Genomic DNA, 16,820 nt, shown 5'->3' with positions numbered 1-16,820 from the left:
TGATTTGGCGCCGAGGTCTATATCGGCGTCCACTCAGCTTTTGCTTCGCCTCTATTGTGATGCCTTGACCTCTGCCACGGCTTTGGCAACACTTTCGGGAAGGTAGTTTTGCGCCTGTAGCAGGGTTTGGTAACGGGAGGTTTTCAAAATATCGATGGCTTTGCGGAGCTGGAAGTCCACCGTGTCCGGTAAATCCTCTGACGGGTAGAGGATGTCCTCATAATTTTCTTCAAAATCGGAATGATCCGGATTTATGAGCGAATGCGGCAAGCTGTTTTCCCGGAACCGTTCTCTGATTTCTCCATTATCGGGGAAAGCGGCTACTAGCATGTCCGGCATGATGCCGCGCCCCTGAATGGAATTTCCGGACGGGGTGAAATAACGCTGCGTTGTCATGCGCAGGGCCCCGCCATGCTGAACTAGAGGAATAACAGATTGTACCGAACCTTTACCGAAGGAACGGCGGCCGACAATAACGGCCCGTCCCCGGTCCTGCAGCGCGCCAGCGACAATCTCTGCGGCAGAGGCAGAGCCGGAATTGACAAGCACAACAATCGGCATATCGGGATAAAGCTCCCCCGCTTCCGCGTGGTATCTCTGCGTATCGGAAGAATCACGCCCTCTGGCAGAGAGGACTTCCCCGCCGTCCAGGAAAAGCCCAGAAACAGATACGGACTGATCCAGAAGACCGCCGCGATTGCCGCGCATATCGATAATGAGACCGGGAATCTTTCCGCCCAGATCCGCCTCAAGTAGAGTCAGAGCGTGTTTCAAATCAGAGGTTAATTGATCATTATTGAAGGTCTCAATAAAAACATATCCGAGCCCCTGTTCGACGCGGTGACGCACCGCGCGGCCCCGAACAACCTGCCGCACAATATCCAATTCACGTGGTTCTTCGTCTCCGGTGATAACTGTTACCTGAACGGGGTCCCCGACAGGACCACGCATATTTTCAACGGCGTCATTCAGGTCTTTTCCCAAGATAGATTCTCCGGCCACGGATGAAATAAAATCGCCTGTCCGGATGCCGGCTTTATAGGCCGGGCCTTCCTCAATAGCGTAATTGATTTTGACCAGTCCGCCTTCCATGCTGACTTCAATACCCAGACCACCATATTCACGTTTCGCGGCTTCGCGCTGCTCTGTGAACGCGGCAGGCGGGGCGTAGCTGGAGTGAGGGTCGAGAGACGAAAGCGCCCCGTCCAAGGCCGCCTCTATCAATTCTTTTTCGTCTTTTGGCTCTACATAATAGTCCCGAACGCGGGTCAGGACCTCTGCAAAAAGTTCCATTTTCTCTAAAACGGCCTCATTGCCTGGATCAGGGTCCTCTTCAGAAGAAACTTCCGACGCCGGAGGCTCCACCTGAGCAAGTGCCAAAGGCGCTGAAAAGAGTAGCAGCGATGAAAGGAATAGGCCGTAAGAGCGCAAGAGGGGCATTTTGATTATGGCCTAACCCTGTTGTAGAGCCGCGAGCGTGGAAGCATATTGCCCGCCTTTCAAAATCGCTATCGCCTTTTGAAGCTGATAATCCTGCTCCACATCAAAATCTTCGGCTGGATAGTCGATCACCAATTCTTCCTTGTTTTCTTCCTCCGCTAGGGCCTTTTCATTTAAAATGGCATTAGGGAGGTCGGCTTCGCGGCGGCGGCGGTCTGCTTTACCGTCATCCGGTTCTGACGCGATAGCAATATCCGGGTCAATGCCGGTGCCCTGAATGGAGCGCCCGGACGGCGTGTAATAACGCTGCGTTGTCATTCTGAGCGCGCCGTCACGGCCTCCGCGAAGGGGAATAACAGATTGCACCGAGCCTTTGCCAAATGTCGGCATGCCGACCACGATTCCTCGGCCGCGATCCTGAATGGCTCCGGCCACAATTTCAGAGGCGGAAGCGGAAGCGCCGTCGATCAAGACGATAAGCGGCACGCCCTCGGCAAGCTCGCCGGCTTCGCCGTTATAGCGCTGCGTATCGGAAGCGACGCGTCCGCGTGTGGAGACAATCTCTCCGCCATCCAAAAAGACACTGGAAACCTTGATGGACTGATCCAGAAGTCCGCCGGGATTAGCCCGTAAATCGAGAACAATACCAGGAATGTTTCCGCCAAATTCCTTTTTAAGAGATTTTATAGAGTCGATCAGACCTTCTTCTGCTTTGTCATTGAATTGAGCCAGACGGATATATCCAATGCCGTCTTTGATTTCATTTTTGACGACAACACGTTTGATGACTTCGCGCGTGATCGTGATGTCTTTGGGGTCTTCATCCTCGCGGACAACAGTCACCGTTATATCTTCTCCGGGTTTGCCGCGCATCTGTTTGACAGCTTCCGTCAGAGACAGTCCAAGGATGGACTTTCCATTAATTTCGGTCAGGTAATCGCCGGCTTTAATTCCGGCGCGTTTTGCAGGGGTCTCGTCGATGGGAGCAATAACTTTGACAAAGCCTTCTTCCATTGTGACTTCCATGCCAAGGCCGCCATACTCACCGCTGGTTGTGACCTGGAGTTCCTTAAACTGTTCCGGCGTCACATAGCTGGAATGCGGGTCCAGGGACTGCAACATGCCGTTCATGGCATTTTCGATAAGTTCGGCGTCGTTGACGTCAACGACGTAATCCGTCCGGACCCGTGCAAGGACGTCCGCAAACAGATCAAGCTGTTCAAATGTGTTTGTATTGGAGGCGGGTTCAACTGCGAGAGCTGTCTGATTTGTCGAAGAAAAGGCAAACAGGGCTATGGCGGCGACGGAGCCAATTGCAGGTAGAACATATTTCATTTTTTCAGCCTTCCAAATATTTACAAGACGGAGTGCAAGTTTCATGCAAACTCTGCCTGTCTCTTATACTTATGTCGCCAATCGGTCGCTGCAAAGTCAAAAAACTGTAATCCGCACCTTTTGTCACGGTAATACGCTGTTCGGGAAAGGGGAGTTCCCTGAATTAAAGGGCCAGCCAAGGGCCCGGATCGACCGTCTGGCCTTCCTTTCTGACTTCCAAATAAAGTTCATTCGATCCGGAAGAGGTTGCCGGCATTGTTCCAACAGGCTCCCCTTGAGTCAGGGTTTCGCCGATTTCAGCAAAAATATCGCCCAGTCCGGTCATTAAAATATAATATCCTTCGCCGACGTCGACAATTATCACTTTATCATAATTCTTGAACGGGCCGGCAAATTCGACGCGTCCTGCATAGGGGGCAAGAACCTGTCCTTTGGAGGGTGTGGCAAACGTCAGGCCCTTTTCATCCCCTCCATAACGTTTCGTCAGAGGACCGGTGACGGGCAAGGTTAACCGGCCTTTGGCTTTCGCAAATGGGCCGACTCCTTCTGGTAAGCTTAGGGGCAAGGCCGGTCTCTTGGCCGGCTTGGAGACGCCGCGGCCGGGTTTAACGCGCGGATAAATCGCTCTGGCTTCAGACTCCAGTTTTTCCAGCAACTCTCTTAATGTGGCGGATTCTTGAGCAAGCCTTTTCGCCAAGGCCTGTTTTTCTTCCCGCTGAATATCAATGGATTTTCGTAAGGTGGACTTTTCTTTAACCAGACCCTGCGTTTCGGACCGGCGTCTTTCCAGCTGTCTTTGATTGGCTTCTATTTGCGTCTGAGTTTCGTCGGCCCGGGCCTGTTCTTCGTTTAAACGGGTTAATTGAGCCGTCAAAACCTTGGTGCGCTGATCCAGCTCTTTGGACAGAGTGGCCATAAGCTGGGCCGCCTGTGCATTTGCAATGGCGCTGTCAGGCTTTAATGTCAAAGCAGGCGGCGGGTTGGCCTCGAGCCTCTGCAAGGCAGCCAAAAGGGCCAGCAGGTCTTCTTCATCTTGACGGATCGCATAATTTATCTCGGAAATACGCCTGTCTATCTCGTTTTTCTTCTTTTGTAATTCCAGAGCGTCCTGTTCGAAACCACGAATTTCCCGGGCCAGTTTTTCCAGAGATGTCTCAAGATCTGAAATTTCGCCGCTAACGGCTTTTCTTCGTTTTTCCAGAGCCAGAGCCTCGGCCCGGGCCTTTTTTTCAGCTTGCGTCAGGGCGTCCAGATCCTGAGGGTTTTGTGCTTGCCCCACAGCAATAGAGGCCAAGCTTAGCCAGACCATTAAAACGACAATGAACCTTAAGGTTAACATCCTCTTTACCTAGCGCAGGGACGTTTAACGCCGCCTTAATCGCGGTGATACGGCGTGCCGGCCAATATGGATAAAGCGCGATAAGTTTGCTCGGCAATCATAACGCGAACGAGCTTATGCGGCCAGGTTTGCGGACCGAGGGCCCATTTCCGGGCCGAGGCCGGAATAGCGGAAGGCTCAAACCCTTCTGCGGCGCCAATAACAAGATAAATTTCAGCTTGTCCCTCGTCTCGCGCTTGAGAAAGGGTCTTAGCCATCTGTCTGGAGGCAAATGCCTTGCCGCGCTCGTCCAAGGCGAAACATAGAGCCGAATTCGGGATGGAGTCGAAGAGCTTTTGCGTCTCTTCCTCGCGGGATTTACAGCTTCTGACGTCTACAGCTTGTTCTTCAACGGAGAGAAACCCTGTTTGCCGCGCCAGTAAATTGGCCCGGTTGATATAGTCGTCCACCATATCCCGTTCAGGCCCCGCGCGCATACTCCCGCCGGCGCGGATAATGATTTTAGCGGCCATTTAGAGCTCGGAGTCAGCAGGGGCTTCCTCGGCAACGTTCCGAAGCCCTTCAGGAAGGGGAACGGACCAAATCTTTTCAAGATTGTAGAAAACGCGGACTTCAGGGCGGAAGATATGCAAAATGACATCTCCCACATCGACCAGAACCCAGTCGCATCCGTCCTGTCCTTCGACGCCGACATTTTTGAACTGGGCATCTTTCAATGCGCGCAGAACATAGTCAGACAGGGCACTGACATGCCGGTTTGAACGTCCAGACGCCACAATCATGTAATCTGCGACGGAAGACTTTCCGCGTAGATCGACTTCGATAATGTCCTGGGCTGAATTTTCGTCCAGAATGTGCTGTAAAAATTCAGACAGCTGTTTCGACGCCTTTTGATCGGCGGCAGAAGATTTGGACGGTGAGGGTGTGCTGACAGCAGTTTGGGTGCTCAGAAGGCTCTCCATGTTCACAGTGGACGGTGGTCCCATTTTTCCTGTTGATAGGAATCACATAACATAAGTTTCAGTCTCTGGCCAGTTTGGCCCGAAGGGCTGAAGATGACCTCTTATCTAGGGGCAAAGTGAGATATGTCCACCTTGGCGCTGTCATTTCCGCTAATGAAGCTGCGCTTTGTTCCGGCACGCGGCTGTCTGCATATTGGCGGGCGGCTTGCCCCAGCCGCGCCTTCAGGCCGTCACCTGGCCGCGAGATTACGGCGATCGGGTAAAGCGCCATGATGTCTTGCCATTTTCTCCATTTCGGGAGTTGCGCGAAATTATCCGCCCCCATCATGAAAACGAATTGGGTATCAGGGTGCCGCTTTTTCAAAAGCCTCAGCAGATCGACCGTGTAATTTGTATTCGCTTCTTTTTCCACATGACTAATCGCCATGCGCGGGGGAAGAGTCAAATCTTTGACAGTCTCTACACGGCTTTCATAGCTGGGCTGTTCTTGTTTGAGGGGGTTTTGGGGGCTGACAAGCCACCACACATGATCGAGGCGAAGTTCGCGAAGTCCGGCCTTTGCAACGTGAAGGTGGCCCTTATGGGCCGGATCAAAAGATCCACCAAACAGACCAATTTTAAGTCCTTCATACATGGGATATCATTACCAGATTATCACGATGAATAAGGGCGGCCCCATTTGTATAGCCCAGGACCTCTTCTATTTTATCACTCTGGAGCCCTATAATCTTGGCCGCGTTTCCACTGCTATAACTGATCAGGCCTCTGGCGATTTCCTTCTCTGCACTGTCAAAAACACTGACCGCGTCGCCTTTCTGAAACCGTCCCGTCAATTCTGTGACGCCTGCCGCCAGCAGGCTTTTCCCGTTTCTGAGAGCTTTGACAGCTCCCTCATCGAGTTGAAGACGCCCTTTGGGTTTAAGAGTGCCGATTATCCATTGCGCCCGGGCGTTTTTGGGATTTGTTGCGGCCAGAAACAAAGTCGAACGTTCTCCGCCTCCAAGACGGGAGAAGGGGGCGTTGTCCCGCCCATCCATAATAATCATATCGCAGCCGGTCTGTGTGGCAATTTGAGCGGCGACCAGTTTTGTCGCCATACCGCCTGTCCCCACAGCGCGACTTTTGTTTGCGCCTGTTCCCATAGCCAGGATTTCGGGCGTAATCGTCTGAATTCGCGGCAAATGTTTGGCCGACTGGTCTGAGCGCGGATCGGCGGTATAGAGCCCGTCAATATCGGAGAGAAGGAGCAGTCCGTCTGCTCCGACCATTTGTGCGGCGCGGGCGGCCAGCCGATCATTATCGCCATACCGGATTTCGTCCGTCGCGACGGTATCGTTTTCGTTTATGACAGGAATAGTATTGAGACTTAACAAAGTTTCCAAGGTGGATCGGGCATTGAGCCAATGACGGCGGTCTTCTGTATCCGTCAGGGTCAGCAAGGCCTGGGCCGCATGGAGGCCGTGCTCGCCCAACGCGTTGTCATAAGCTTGGGTGAGATGAGACTGTCCTGCGGCCGCGCAGGCTTGTTTTTCCGCGAGGGAAAGACGCTTTCCAATAAGGCCGAGACGGGCGCGCCCTAAAGCGATGGCTCCGGAAGAGACAATCAATGTTTCTAGCCCCTGTTTATGGCGCTCCGCAATTTCCGAGCAAAGATATTTCAGCCACTCTTGCCGAAGAGCATGGGTCTTGGCCTCTACAAGCAAAGCCGAGCCAATTTTAATGACCAATCGCCGATAATCGCTCAGCTGGTTTTTATTTATGGCTGACCCTTCTGGCATAGAGGTCTAAGGGGACCACCCTTTTTGTTCTTCCATTTCGCCGTCTTTAATGGCTTGGGCAATTCGTTTTTCCTCGCGCTTCGCCTCTTCCTTCTGGCGGCGTTTTTGAACATGTTCGTAAACAGCGAAAAGAACCGGTTTCAGGCCTTGATTGGCGACACTGGAAATAAGGAATGGCGTTTGGCCGCATTCGGCTTCGACACTTTCTTTCACATCGGAGAGTGTCTCTTCGCCGAGAGAATCGCATTTGGTCAGAACCACGATTTCCGGCTTGTTTTCAATGCCGCCGTCATATTCCACCAACTCATTTCGAATAATGCGGTAATTTTCGGCCGGCTCCTCCGCCGAGGCATCCACGAGATGCAAGACGGCGGCGCAGCGTTCGACATGCCCGAGAAAACGATGACCCAGTCCAGCGCCTTCGGACGCGCCTTCGATCAGGCCGGGGAGGTCGGCGAGAACGAAGCGTTCCGCTGCCCCAAGATTGACCACGCCGAGATGGGGGTGGAGTGTGGTAAAAGGATAGTCTGCTGTCTTAGGCGAGGCGGCAGTGACCGTTGAAAGAAAAGTTGATTTTCCGGCATTGGGCAGACCCACAAGTCCCGCATCGGCCAAAAGTTTCAGACGCAGCCAGACCCAGCGTTCCTCGCCTTCCTCGCCGGGATTAGCTTTGCGCGGCGCCTGATTGGTAGAGGATTTGAAGCGGGCATTGCCCCATCCGCCATTGCCGCCTTTGGCGAGCAAAACGCGCTGATCTTCTTCTGTGAGGTCGACCAATATCTCGTCTGTATCCGCATCAATGACCTGCGTGCCCACGGGAACCTTGAGAACGATATCTTCACCGGCCGCGCCTGTTCGGTCGCGTCCCATGCCGTGTATGCCTGTCTCGGCTTTGAAATGCTGCTGATAGCGATAATCAATGAGCGTGTTGAGGTCGCGTGTGGCTTCGACCCAGACATCGCCGCCCTTGCCGCCGTCGCCGCCATTCGGCCCGCCAAAGGCGACATATTTCTCGCGCCGAAAGGACACGCTACCTGCGCCGCCATTACCGGATTTCACAAAGATTTTAGCTTGGTCTAGAAATTTCATAATTTGTCTTTCAGGCCAGTATGTAAGACTTTCAAGAGCCTATGACTAGCGAGTATTCGTCAGTCTATTCGGTTAAAGAAGTCTCATGCTTGGCCGGACGTTCCAAAAGAACGCTTTCAGCCTTTTTCAGTCTGGCCATTGAGAAATAAGCTTCCGTTTTTCCGGTCGGTTTAAATCCGAGCTTTTCCAGTACCCGAAGGCTAGCTGGATTATCTGAAAAAACGCCGGCTTTCAGGGGAGTAGACCCGAAATGGCGGTCAGCTTCGGCCATGAGCCCGCGGCAAGCTTCAGAGGCGAATCCCTTGCCCCAAAATGGTTCGCCGATCCAATATCCGAATTCCAGGTCATCCGTTTCGGCCCGGCGGAATAAATCGACTATTCCAATCATCGACTCATTTCCTTTTTCGGTTATCGCATAGGGAAAAGCCAAACCGCGCCTGTGCTGAGCTCTTAGATGCAGGATTTTAAATTCGGCAGAGATGAGCGGGAAGGGATGAGGAAAACTTCCGGTCATGCGGGCAATGTCGAAATTGCTCCCATATTTGGAAAGGGCCACAGCGTCTTCATCACGCAATTGGCGTAAAATCAACCTTTCGGTTTCCAGAGTTTTCTTCATGCTCGCCTCCTCACATTGGGCGTAGCAGGGATTTTGTCACGTTCATTTGAGTTGAAAGTAACAAAAAAGGGAAATCGGAGACCCGATTTCCCTGCTATTTTTTATCGGGTCACCTCGTTGGCGGGACCCAATTTGCAATGGGTCTATTCTGCGGCGTCGGCCAGCGGCATGACAGACACAAATGTGCGGGCATTGCGTTTGGTTTCAAAAGAGACACGACCTTCGGATTTGGCAAATAGAGTGTGATCTTTGCCCATGCCTACATTGACGCCGGGATAATATTTTGTGCCGCGCTGACGTAGAATAATGTTTCCAGGAATGACCGCTTGGCCACCTGATTTTTTGACACCAAGACGACGGCCTGCACTATCGCGACCGTTATTGGACGAACCACCTGCTTTTTTATGAGCCATGAGTTACTCCTGTTCCAAAAGGCGGGCGCGAAGCCTAGCCTGTAATTCCTGTGATTTTAATAGCCGTTTCGTTTTGACGATGGCCTTTTTTACGACGGTAGTTCTGGCGGCGCTTCTTTTTGAAGACAAGGACTTTAGCGCCTTTACGCTGCTCAAGAATTTCACCAGCCACGCTAGCGCCTTTGACAAGCGGAGCGCCAACTTTCACGTCGCCGTCTTTGCCGTGCATAAGAACATCACCGAATGAGACTTTGTCACCGGCTTCGCCGTCGAGCTTTTCAACAACGATAATATCATTTTCGGCGACTTTATATTGTTTACCGCCAGTTTGGATCACTGCAAACATGATCTTTCCTTCCAATGGGGCATTCAAACGACTGGAATACCCAAAAATTCAAAAGCCGCCTCGGATTTGTCTGATAACCTTCGCATGTTTTGAAGGAATCGCAGACGTTAGGCGGCGGCCAATTCGTTGCGCCTTATACAGTCAGAGCCGTCTCTGTCAACGCACAGGCTCCATCTTTTACAGGTTTATAGCCGTTTTGGCAAAGTGAAATTTTTGCCAGGCTGTCGTAAAAAGCCCCGCCTCACAAGGGTGAGGCGGGGCGAAGGTTTATTCGGAACGTCGCCGCTCCGTATATTCAGCTGTTAACGCGGGTTTACACGTCCAATGATACGGCCATTTGCGTCTACGATATTGCCGTTATTGTCCACGCGTCCGATGACTGTGCCCGACGTATCGACGACGGAGCCGTCTTGCCGAACTGTGAAGCCTGTTGTGCGGCTTTCGGTGACATTTCCATTAACTGTGCTTGTGGTGGAAATAGAGCCGGTCGTTGAACCAACAGAGCCTAATCCCATTTCACCTGAGCCGAGGGCGCCGGAACGCGCGGCGAAGTCACGAATAATGATAGTGCCTGAGGCATCAACAACATTTCCGTTTCCGTCCAAGCGGCCAATGACGCGCCCGGAGGCATCGCGAACCGTTCTGTCAGCTCCGATTGTATAGCCAGTGCGAGTTGTCGTTGTGGTTGTCGTCGAACTGCTGCTGGAGCTGCCGGAGCTAAAGCCTGTCGCTGTGCCGTTTGACCGGCCTCCGTCAAAACTTTGTCCGCTCTGGAAAGCCCCGCGTTCTGTTCCGCTGATGCCGCCGACCATTGAGCGCCAATCGACACCCAAAACGTCAACCGTACGCAAGGTCAGACCGCCCGTGGACATATTGTTGTCCTTCTGGAAGGCCTCAACAGAGGCGTAAGTTGCGCGGCCTAAAGTGCCGTCAATCGCGCCGCTATAATAGCCTTGTGACTGCAGGGCGCGCTGAATGGCGGAAATAACCGTCACATTGGCATTGGCCTCACAAAGAACCTGACGCCATTCGGCTTTTTCAGCGGAGATCTGGGTGCGACGCTCGATCGTGCCATATTCCGGTGGAATAACGACAGTTTCAGTGCGCGGTGCTTCGACCATCTTCTGAACTTCTACCGTGTCGTAACGGGCCGGAATAATGCGGCGTTCGATACGCGGAGCGCCAACCGGGACGCGGCGTGTCACGGTTTTTGTGACAGCCGGGATAATGCGCTCTTCCGTTCTGGCCGGTGTTCTGACCACGCGGCGGGCGACCTGTTTGGTGACCGCCGGAATAACGCGTTCTTGCGTCTGAGCCGGTGTTTTGATGCGGCGACGTGTTTCTGTTTTTGTCACGGCTGGGATGACGCGTTCTTGCGTCTGAGCCGGTGTTTTCATGACGCGTCGCTGTACCGTTTTGGTCACGGCTGGAATGACCCGCTCTTCCGTTCTGGCCGGTGTTTTGACGACGCGGCGTGACACCGTTTTCGTCACTGCCGGAACGGCTTTCTCGACCGTCTGGGCGGGTGTCTTGATAACGCGGCGTTCAACCACATTGGACACCGCCGGAATGACGCGTTCTTCCGTACGGGCCGGAGTTTTAACAACCTGTCGGCTCACCTGTTTCGTCACAGCCGGAATGACCCGTTCTTGCGTTTGAGGCGGCGTTTTCATGACGCGGCGCTCAACCGTTTTCGTCACAGCCGGAATGACACGTTCCTGGGTCTGAGCCGGCGTTTTCACAACGCGGCGAGTGACCTGTTTGGTAACAGCCGGAACCTGCTTCTCAATGGTCCGGGCCGGCGTTTTAACCACACGGCGGGTTTCCACCTTGGTCACGGCCGGGATGACGCGTTCCTGGGTCTGCGCCGGCGTTTTAACGACGCGGCGTTCGACTGTGTTGGTCACGGCCGGAATGGCGCGCTCGACAGTTGATGCCGGTGTTTTGACAACGCGGCGGGCAACCTGTTTTGTGACAGCCGGAATAACGCGTTCTTGAGTCGAAGCCGGCGTTTTGACGACACGGCGCGACACTTCTTTTGTGACAGCCGGAATAACGCGCTCAACAGTTTGAGCCGGAGACACTAGACGACGGAGGCTCTCTTCTTTGGTGACCGCCGGAATAACGCGCTCTTGCGTCTGAGCCGGCGTTCTGACCACACGGCGGGAAACTTCTTTCGTGATTGCCGGAACGGCCTTCTCGACAGTCTGTGCCGGTGTCTTGATGACGCGGCGTGTCTCCATCTTGGTCACAGCCGGAATAACGCGCTCTTGAGTCTGAGCCGGTGTTTTTACCACGCGGCGCTGAACCTCAGCGGTCACAGCCGGAATGACTTTTTCAATAGTCGTGGCCGGCGTTTTGACGACGCGGCGCGTTTCCATTTTCGTCACAGCCGGGATGACACGTTCTTGCGTTTGAGCGGGGGTTTTGACCACGCGGCGCTGAACTTGTTTTGTTACGGCCGGAACGGCGCGCTCGACTGTTTTGGCGGGCGTTTTGATCACGCGGCGGGACTGAGACTTGGTGACAGCCGGAATAACCCGTTCCGTGACCTGAGCCGGCGTTTTGACGACGCGGCGCGAAACTTCTTTCGTGATGGCCGGAATGGCTTTCTCGACAGTTTGTGCCGGTGTCTTGATGACGCGGCGGCTCTCCATCTTGGTCACAGCTGGAATGACGCGCTCTTCAGTGCGAGCCGGTGTTGCGACGACACGACGCTCAACCGTTTTCGTCACAGCCGGAACAGCTCTTTCAACCGTTTTCGCGGGTGTTTTAACGACGCGGCGGCTTTCCATTTTGGTGACAGCCGGGATAACGCGTTCCTGAGTCTGAGCCGGTGTTTTGACGACGCGGCGAGAGACTTCCTTCGTTACAGCCGGTATAACCTTTTCAACGGTTCTCGCGGGCGTCTTGATGATGCGGCGGGATTCCATTTTGGTGACCGCCGGAATGACTTTTTCGACGGAAGAGGCCGCTGTTTTCACAACGCGGCGTTGAACCTGCTTCGTGACGGCCGGAATAACGCGCTCAACCGTTTTCTCTGGAGAGACAATACGGCGGCGAGTTTCCTCTTTTGTCACGGCCGGGATAACCCGTTCGGTCGTTGTGGCGGGAGTGGCCACAACGCGGCGGGACACCGTTTTCGTGACAGCCGGAATAACCTTTTCGACTGTTGATGCCGGTGTTTTGACGACGCGGCGTGTTTCCATTTTGGTGACAGCCGGAATAACGCGCTCTTGCGTCTGGGCCGGAGTCTTGACCACGCGGCGTTCAACCTGAGCCGTCACAGCTGGAATGACTTTCTCGACAGTAGAAGCCGGCGTTTTAACCACGCGGCGCGTTTCCATTTTGGTGACAGCCGGGATGACGCGTTCCTGCGTTTGAGCCGGAGTCTTGACCACGCGGCGAGAGACTTCTTTTGTGACAGCCGGAACCGCCCGCTCAACCGTTTTTGCTGGTGTCTTGATAACGCGGCGCGTTTGAGCCTTTGTCACAGCCGGAATAACCCGTTCCGTGACCTGTGCCGGTGTTTTAACAATGCGGCGAGAGACCTCTTTCGTGACAGCTGGAATCGTCTTTTCGACCGTTCGGGCCGGTGTTTTAACCACGCGGCGAGTTTCCATTTTCGTCACAGCCGGAATGACGCGTTCCTGCGTTGACGCAGGCGTTTTGACGACGCGGCGTGAAACCTCTTTGGTGACAGCCGGGATCGTTTTCTCAACGGTTCTGGCGGGTGTTTTGACGACGCGTCGTGTTTCCATCTTAGTGACAGCTGGAATGACCCGTTCCTGAGTTGACGCCGGAACGTCTACAACCCGGCGCGAGACCGTTTCTGTGACGGCCGGGATAATACGCTCTTCGGTGCGGGCCGGTGTTTTTACCACGCGGCGCTGACGGGTTTTCGTTACAGCCGGAATAGCCTTTTCGACCGTTTGAGCAGGCGTAGCCACGACGCGGCGTGAGACGGATTTGGTCACAGCCGGGATGACTTTCTCTACCGTGCGGGCCGGAGTGACAATACGGCGGCGTGTTTCTGTTTTGGTCACGGCCGGAATGACGCGTTCTGTTGTTGTGGCCGGTGTTTTGACCACGCGGCGGGACACAGTTTCTGTCACTGCCGGGATAACGCGTTCTTCTGTGCGGGCCGGTGTTTTGACAACTCTGCGGCTCTCAGTCTTGGTGACAGCCGGGATAACGCGCTCTTGAGTGGAAGCAGGTGTATCGACCACGCGGCGCGTCACTTGTTTTGTAACCGCCGGAATAACTTTTTCGACGGTCCGGGCCGGACTGACCACGCGGCGGCGTGTTTCCATTTCTGTCACTGCCGGGATAACGCGCTCTTCGGTCCGGGCCGGCGTATCAACGACGCGGCGTGTGACGGTGTCCGTCACGGCTGGAATGACGCGTTCTTCCGTGCGGGCCGGTGTCTTCATAACGCGGCGCTCTACTTGTTTCGTAACAGCCGGAATGACGCGTTCAACAATACGGGCTTCCTGAGCCAGAACCTGAGTTTCTACAGAGGCCATTTTCGCATTTGTTGCGTTACGTCTTTCGACCCGGGCAGGGGTTTTCACGACGCGGCGAGTAACTGTTTCAGTTACGGCAGGAATTGGCACTTCACGCGTGGTCGCCGGTGTATCGACGACGCGCTTGGTGATTTGGTCGGTAACTGCCGGAATTTGGCGCTCAACTGTGCGGGCCGGTTCAGACACGACCTGTTTCGTGATGGTTTTATATCTGGCCGGGATCAGAACGCGGCAGAGAATTTCGCCAGTCTGGTTCACGATAGTCTGAGTGGATTCAACAACCTGCTCGGAGACACCGTTAAAGACGGTAAACTGACCACGTGTATTGGTGTTGATTTGTCCACCCGCTGTTAGAGAGCCATAATTAATGGCCTGGCTGCCTGGCTTCCATTCTTCGCGCGCAGGCTCAATGAGAACGCGCTCAGAGCGGGTTTCATATTTGGCCGGAATAACTTCAATTTCAGTTCTGGCAGGCTGGACCGTGATTGTCTCTGTGACCGTCCGATATGTCGGCGGCACAACTTCAACGCGGGAGCTGGCTTCCTGTGTGACAATTGTTTCAGTTACGGTTTCATAGGTTGCCGGAACGACGACAAGCTCTTCAGCGCCGTCCTGCTCAACATAGGTTTCCTGTTCTGTGCGGTAGGTAGCGGGTTGAGCCACATATTCGACGGTTTCAGGAGTGACGACCACCGTATCGGTAACCGTTTCAAAGGTCGCCGGGACTGTCACGAGTTCTGTCGAGGCTTCTTGAACCACGATTGTCTCTGTGACGTCTTTATAAGTGGCAGGCACGACAACAAGTTCAGTGCTCGCTTCCTGTACGACCACAGGCTCTTCATATGTCTCATACTCTGCCGGGATAGAGACATACTCAACCGTCTGAGGCGTCACCACGACTGTGTCAGTCACGTTTTTAAATGTGGCAGGTGTTGTGACCAATTCCGTTGTGGCTTCTTTGACAACAACCGTATCTGTCACGGTTTCAAATTCAGCCGGAATAGTCACGAGTTCTGTAGAGGCTTCCTGAACCGTCACTACATCTGTGACAGTCTCATAGACGGGAGGCACGGTAACGAGTTCAGTTGAAGCTTCTTGAACAACAATTGTTTCTTCGTAAGTTTCGTACTCAGCTTCTTGCAGGATATATTCAACCGTCTGCGGCTGGACGACCACCTTATCTGTGACTGTCTCGAACACAGGTGGGACGGTGACGAGTTCGGTTGAGGCTTCTTGAGCCACATAAGTCTCGGTCACGTTCTCATAGACTGGCGGGACAGTGACAAGCTCTGTTGTCTCTTCCTGAACGACAACCGTTTCAGTTACGGTTTTGAACGTGGCCGGAGTTGTCACGAGCTCTGTGGAGGCTTCCTGAACGGTAACAGCTTCTTCAATAGTTTCGTAAACGGCTGGAATTGTCTCATAATCCACGGTTGCCGGGGTCACGACGACGGTATCTGTCACTGTTTCGTAGGTCGCAGGAACTGTGACAAGTTCTGTTGAAGCTTCCTGTACCGTGATTTCTTCTTCAATCGTTTCATAAACCGCCGGAACGGATTCGTAGGTTGTTGTTGCCGGAGTGACGACAACTGTATCAGTCACTGTCTCAAAGACAGGCGGGATCGTCACCAGCTCTGTGGACGCTTCTTGAACGACAACGTTTTCAGTTACCGTTTCATATTCTGCCGGAACCGTCACATATTCTACGCCGGCAGGCTGGACGACAACCGTGTCTGTCACAGTTTCGAAGACGGGCGGTATCGTGACGAGTTCTGTGGAGGCTTCCTGCACCGTGACGGCTTCTTCTACGGTTTCATAAACGGCCGGGACGCTGACATATTCAACGGTTTCCGGCGTCACGACGACAGTATCTGTCACAGTCTCAAAGACGGGCGGTATCGTCACAAGTTCTGTTGAAGCTTCCTGAACGGTAACAGCTTCTTCTACCGTTTCGTATACGGTGGGAACGGACACATATTCAACGGTTTCAGGGGTGACGACGATTGTATCCGTCACTGTCTCGTAAGTTGCCGGAACCGTGACCAGCTCTGTCGAGGCTTCCTGAACCACAACGGTTTCTGTGTAGGTTTCAAATTCTGCCGGAATGGTTTCATATTCGACGGTTTGAGGCTGAACAACAACAGTGTCTGTCACAGTCTCGTAAGTCGCCGGAATGGTGACCAGCTCTGTTGACGCTTCCTGAACGACAACTGGCTCTTCAATCGTTTCATAAACTGCCGGAATAACTTCGTATGTCACGCTTTCCGGCTGAACAACGACAGTGTCAGTCACGGTTTCGAAAACAGGCGGAATGGTGACGAGCTCTGTCGAAGCCTCTTGAACAACTACAGATTCTTCTACTGTTTCGAAAACAGCTGGAATAGTTTCATACGCGACTGTTGCGGGGGTGACGACCACTGTATCGGTAACCGTTTCAAATGTCGGAGGAACTGTGACCAGCTCCGTTGAGGCTTCCTGAACCACAACGGATTCTTCGACTGTTTCATAGACGGCCGGAACGGATACATATTCGACGCCGGCGGGCTGTACGACAACAGTGTCTGTGACGGTTTCAAACGTTGCGGGAACTGTGACCAGCTCGGTAGACGCTTCTTGCACGACAACCGTCTCATTTACGGTTTCATAAACGGCAGGCACGGTTTCATATTCCACGCCGGCAGGCTGAACAACCACTGTGTCTGTCACAGTCTCAAAGACGGGCGGGATAGTGACAAGTTCTGTCGAAGCTTCTTGAACCGTGACCTCTTCCTCAACGGTTTCGTAAACGGCCGGAACGGATACATATTCAACCGTTTCGGGGGTCATGATCACAGTATCTGTCACAGTTTCATATGTAGCCGGAACCGTGACCAGCTCTGTTGAGGCTTCCTGAACGACAACAGGCTCTTCAATGGTTTCGTAAACAGCCGGAACGACTTCATACTCGACGCCAGCGGGCTGAACCACGACAGTATC

At 53.6% G+C, this 16,820-nt stretch carries 12 protein-coding genes; all 12 read right to left on the bottom strand.

The window, feature by feature from the left end; all coding sequences use genetic code 11:
* Positions 1 to 51 precede the first annotated feature (51 nt).
* Positions 52 to 1,380, bottom strand: coding sequence for a S41 family peptidase (locus ACN0IC_RS11470; RefSeq protein WP_416878919.1), 1,329 nt, complete (start codon positions 1,378 to 1,380; stop codon positions 52 to 54).
* A 72-nt stretch (positions 1,381 to 1,452) separates the two neighbouring features.
* Positions 1,453 to 2,820: a S41 family peptidase gene (locus ACN0IC_RS11465; protein ID WP_416878918.1), complete on the bottom strand. Its 1,368-nt coding sequence runs from the start codon at positions 2,818 to 2,820 to the stop codon at positions 1,453 to 1,455.
* A gap of 118 nt (positions 2,821 to 2,938) precedes the next feature.
* On the bottom strand, positions 2,939 to 4,114 hold the full coding sequence (locus ACN0IC_RS11460) for a murein hydrolase activator EnvC family protein (protein ID WP_416878917.1): 1,176 nt from the start codon (positions 4,112 to 4,114) through the stop codon (positions 2,939 to 2,941).
* A 35-nt stretch (positions 4,115 to 4,149) separates the two neighbouring features.
* Complete coding sequence (locus tag ACN0IC_RS11455; protein WP_416878916.1) at positions 4,150 to 4,626, bottom strand: 23S rRNA (pseudouridine(1915)-N(3))-methyltransferase RlmH; 477 nt, start codon at positions 4,624 to 4,626, stop codon at positions 4,150 to 4,152.
* A complete protein-coding gene (gene rsfS / locus ACN0IC_RS11450; protein ID WP_416878915.1) occupies positions 4,627 to 5,100 on the bottom strand; it encodes a ribosome silencing factor in 474 nt (157 codons plus the stop codon).
* A gap of 34 nt (positions 5,101 to 5,134) precedes the next feature.
* Positions 5,135 to 5,710, bottom strand: a complete 576-nt coding sequence (locus tag ACN0IC_RS11445) for a nicotinate-nucleotide adenylyltransferase (RefSeq protein WP_416878914.1) — start codon at positions 5,708 to 5,710, stop codon at positions 5,135 to 5,137.
* Positions 5,703 to 6,854 carry a glutamate 5-kinase gene (gene proB, locus ACN0IC_RS11440; RefSeq protein WP_416878913.1) on the bottom strand — a complete coding sequence of 384 codons (1,152 nt, stop codon included), beginning with the start codon at positions 6,852 to 6,854 and terminating at the stop codon, positions 5,703 to 5,705. The genes ACN0IC_RS11445 and proB overlap by 8 nt, the downstream gene beginning before the upstream one ends.
* Before the next feature lie 6 nt (positions 6,855 to 6,860).
* A complete protein-coding gene (gene obgE / locus ACN0IC_RS11435) occupies positions 6,861 to 7,943 on the bottom strand; it encodes a GTPase ObgE (RefSeq protein WP_416878912.1) in 1,083 nt (360 codons plus the stop codon).
* 64 nt (positions 7,944 to 8,007) lie between these two features.
* On the bottom strand, positions 8,008 to 8,559 hold the full coding sequence (locus tag ACN0IC_RS11430; protein WP_416878911.1) for a GNAT family N-acetyltransferase: 552 nt from the start codon (positions 8,557 to 8,559) through the stop codon (positions 8,008 to 8,010).
* 143 nt (positions 8,560 to 8,702) lie between these two features.
* Positions 8,703 to 8,972, bottom strand: coding sequence for a 50S ribosomal protein L27 (rpmA, locus tag ACN0IC_RS11425; RefSeq protein ID WP_416878910.1), 270 nt, complete (start codon positions 8,970 to 8,972; stop codon positions 8,703 to 8,705).
* 34 nt (positions 8,973 to 9,006) lie between these two features.
* Positions 9,007 to 9,318, bottom strand: a complete 312-nt coding sequence (gene rplU / locus ACN0IC_RS11420) for a 50S ribosomal protein L21 (protein ID WP_415812019.1) — start codon at positions 9,316 to 9,318, stop codon at positions 9,007 to 9,009.
* Positions 9,319 to 9,620: 302 nt separating this feature from the next.
* Positions 9,621 to 16,811: a peptidoglycan-binding protein gene (locus ACN0IC_RS11415; protein WP_416878909.1), complete on the bottom strand. Its 7,191-nt coding sequence runs from the start codon at positions 16,809 to 16,811 to the stop codon at positions 9,621 to 9,623.
* Positions 16,812 to 16,820: the final 9 nt, after the last annotated feature.

The sequence above is a fragment of the Litorimonas sp. genome, from assembly GCA_029936425.1.
GTDB lineage: Bacteria > Pseudomonadota > Alphaproteobacteria > Caulobacterales > Maricaulaceae > Litorimonas.
Note: the sequence above shows the minus strand (reverse complement) of the source record. Positions and strands in the feature narration are given on the sequence as shown.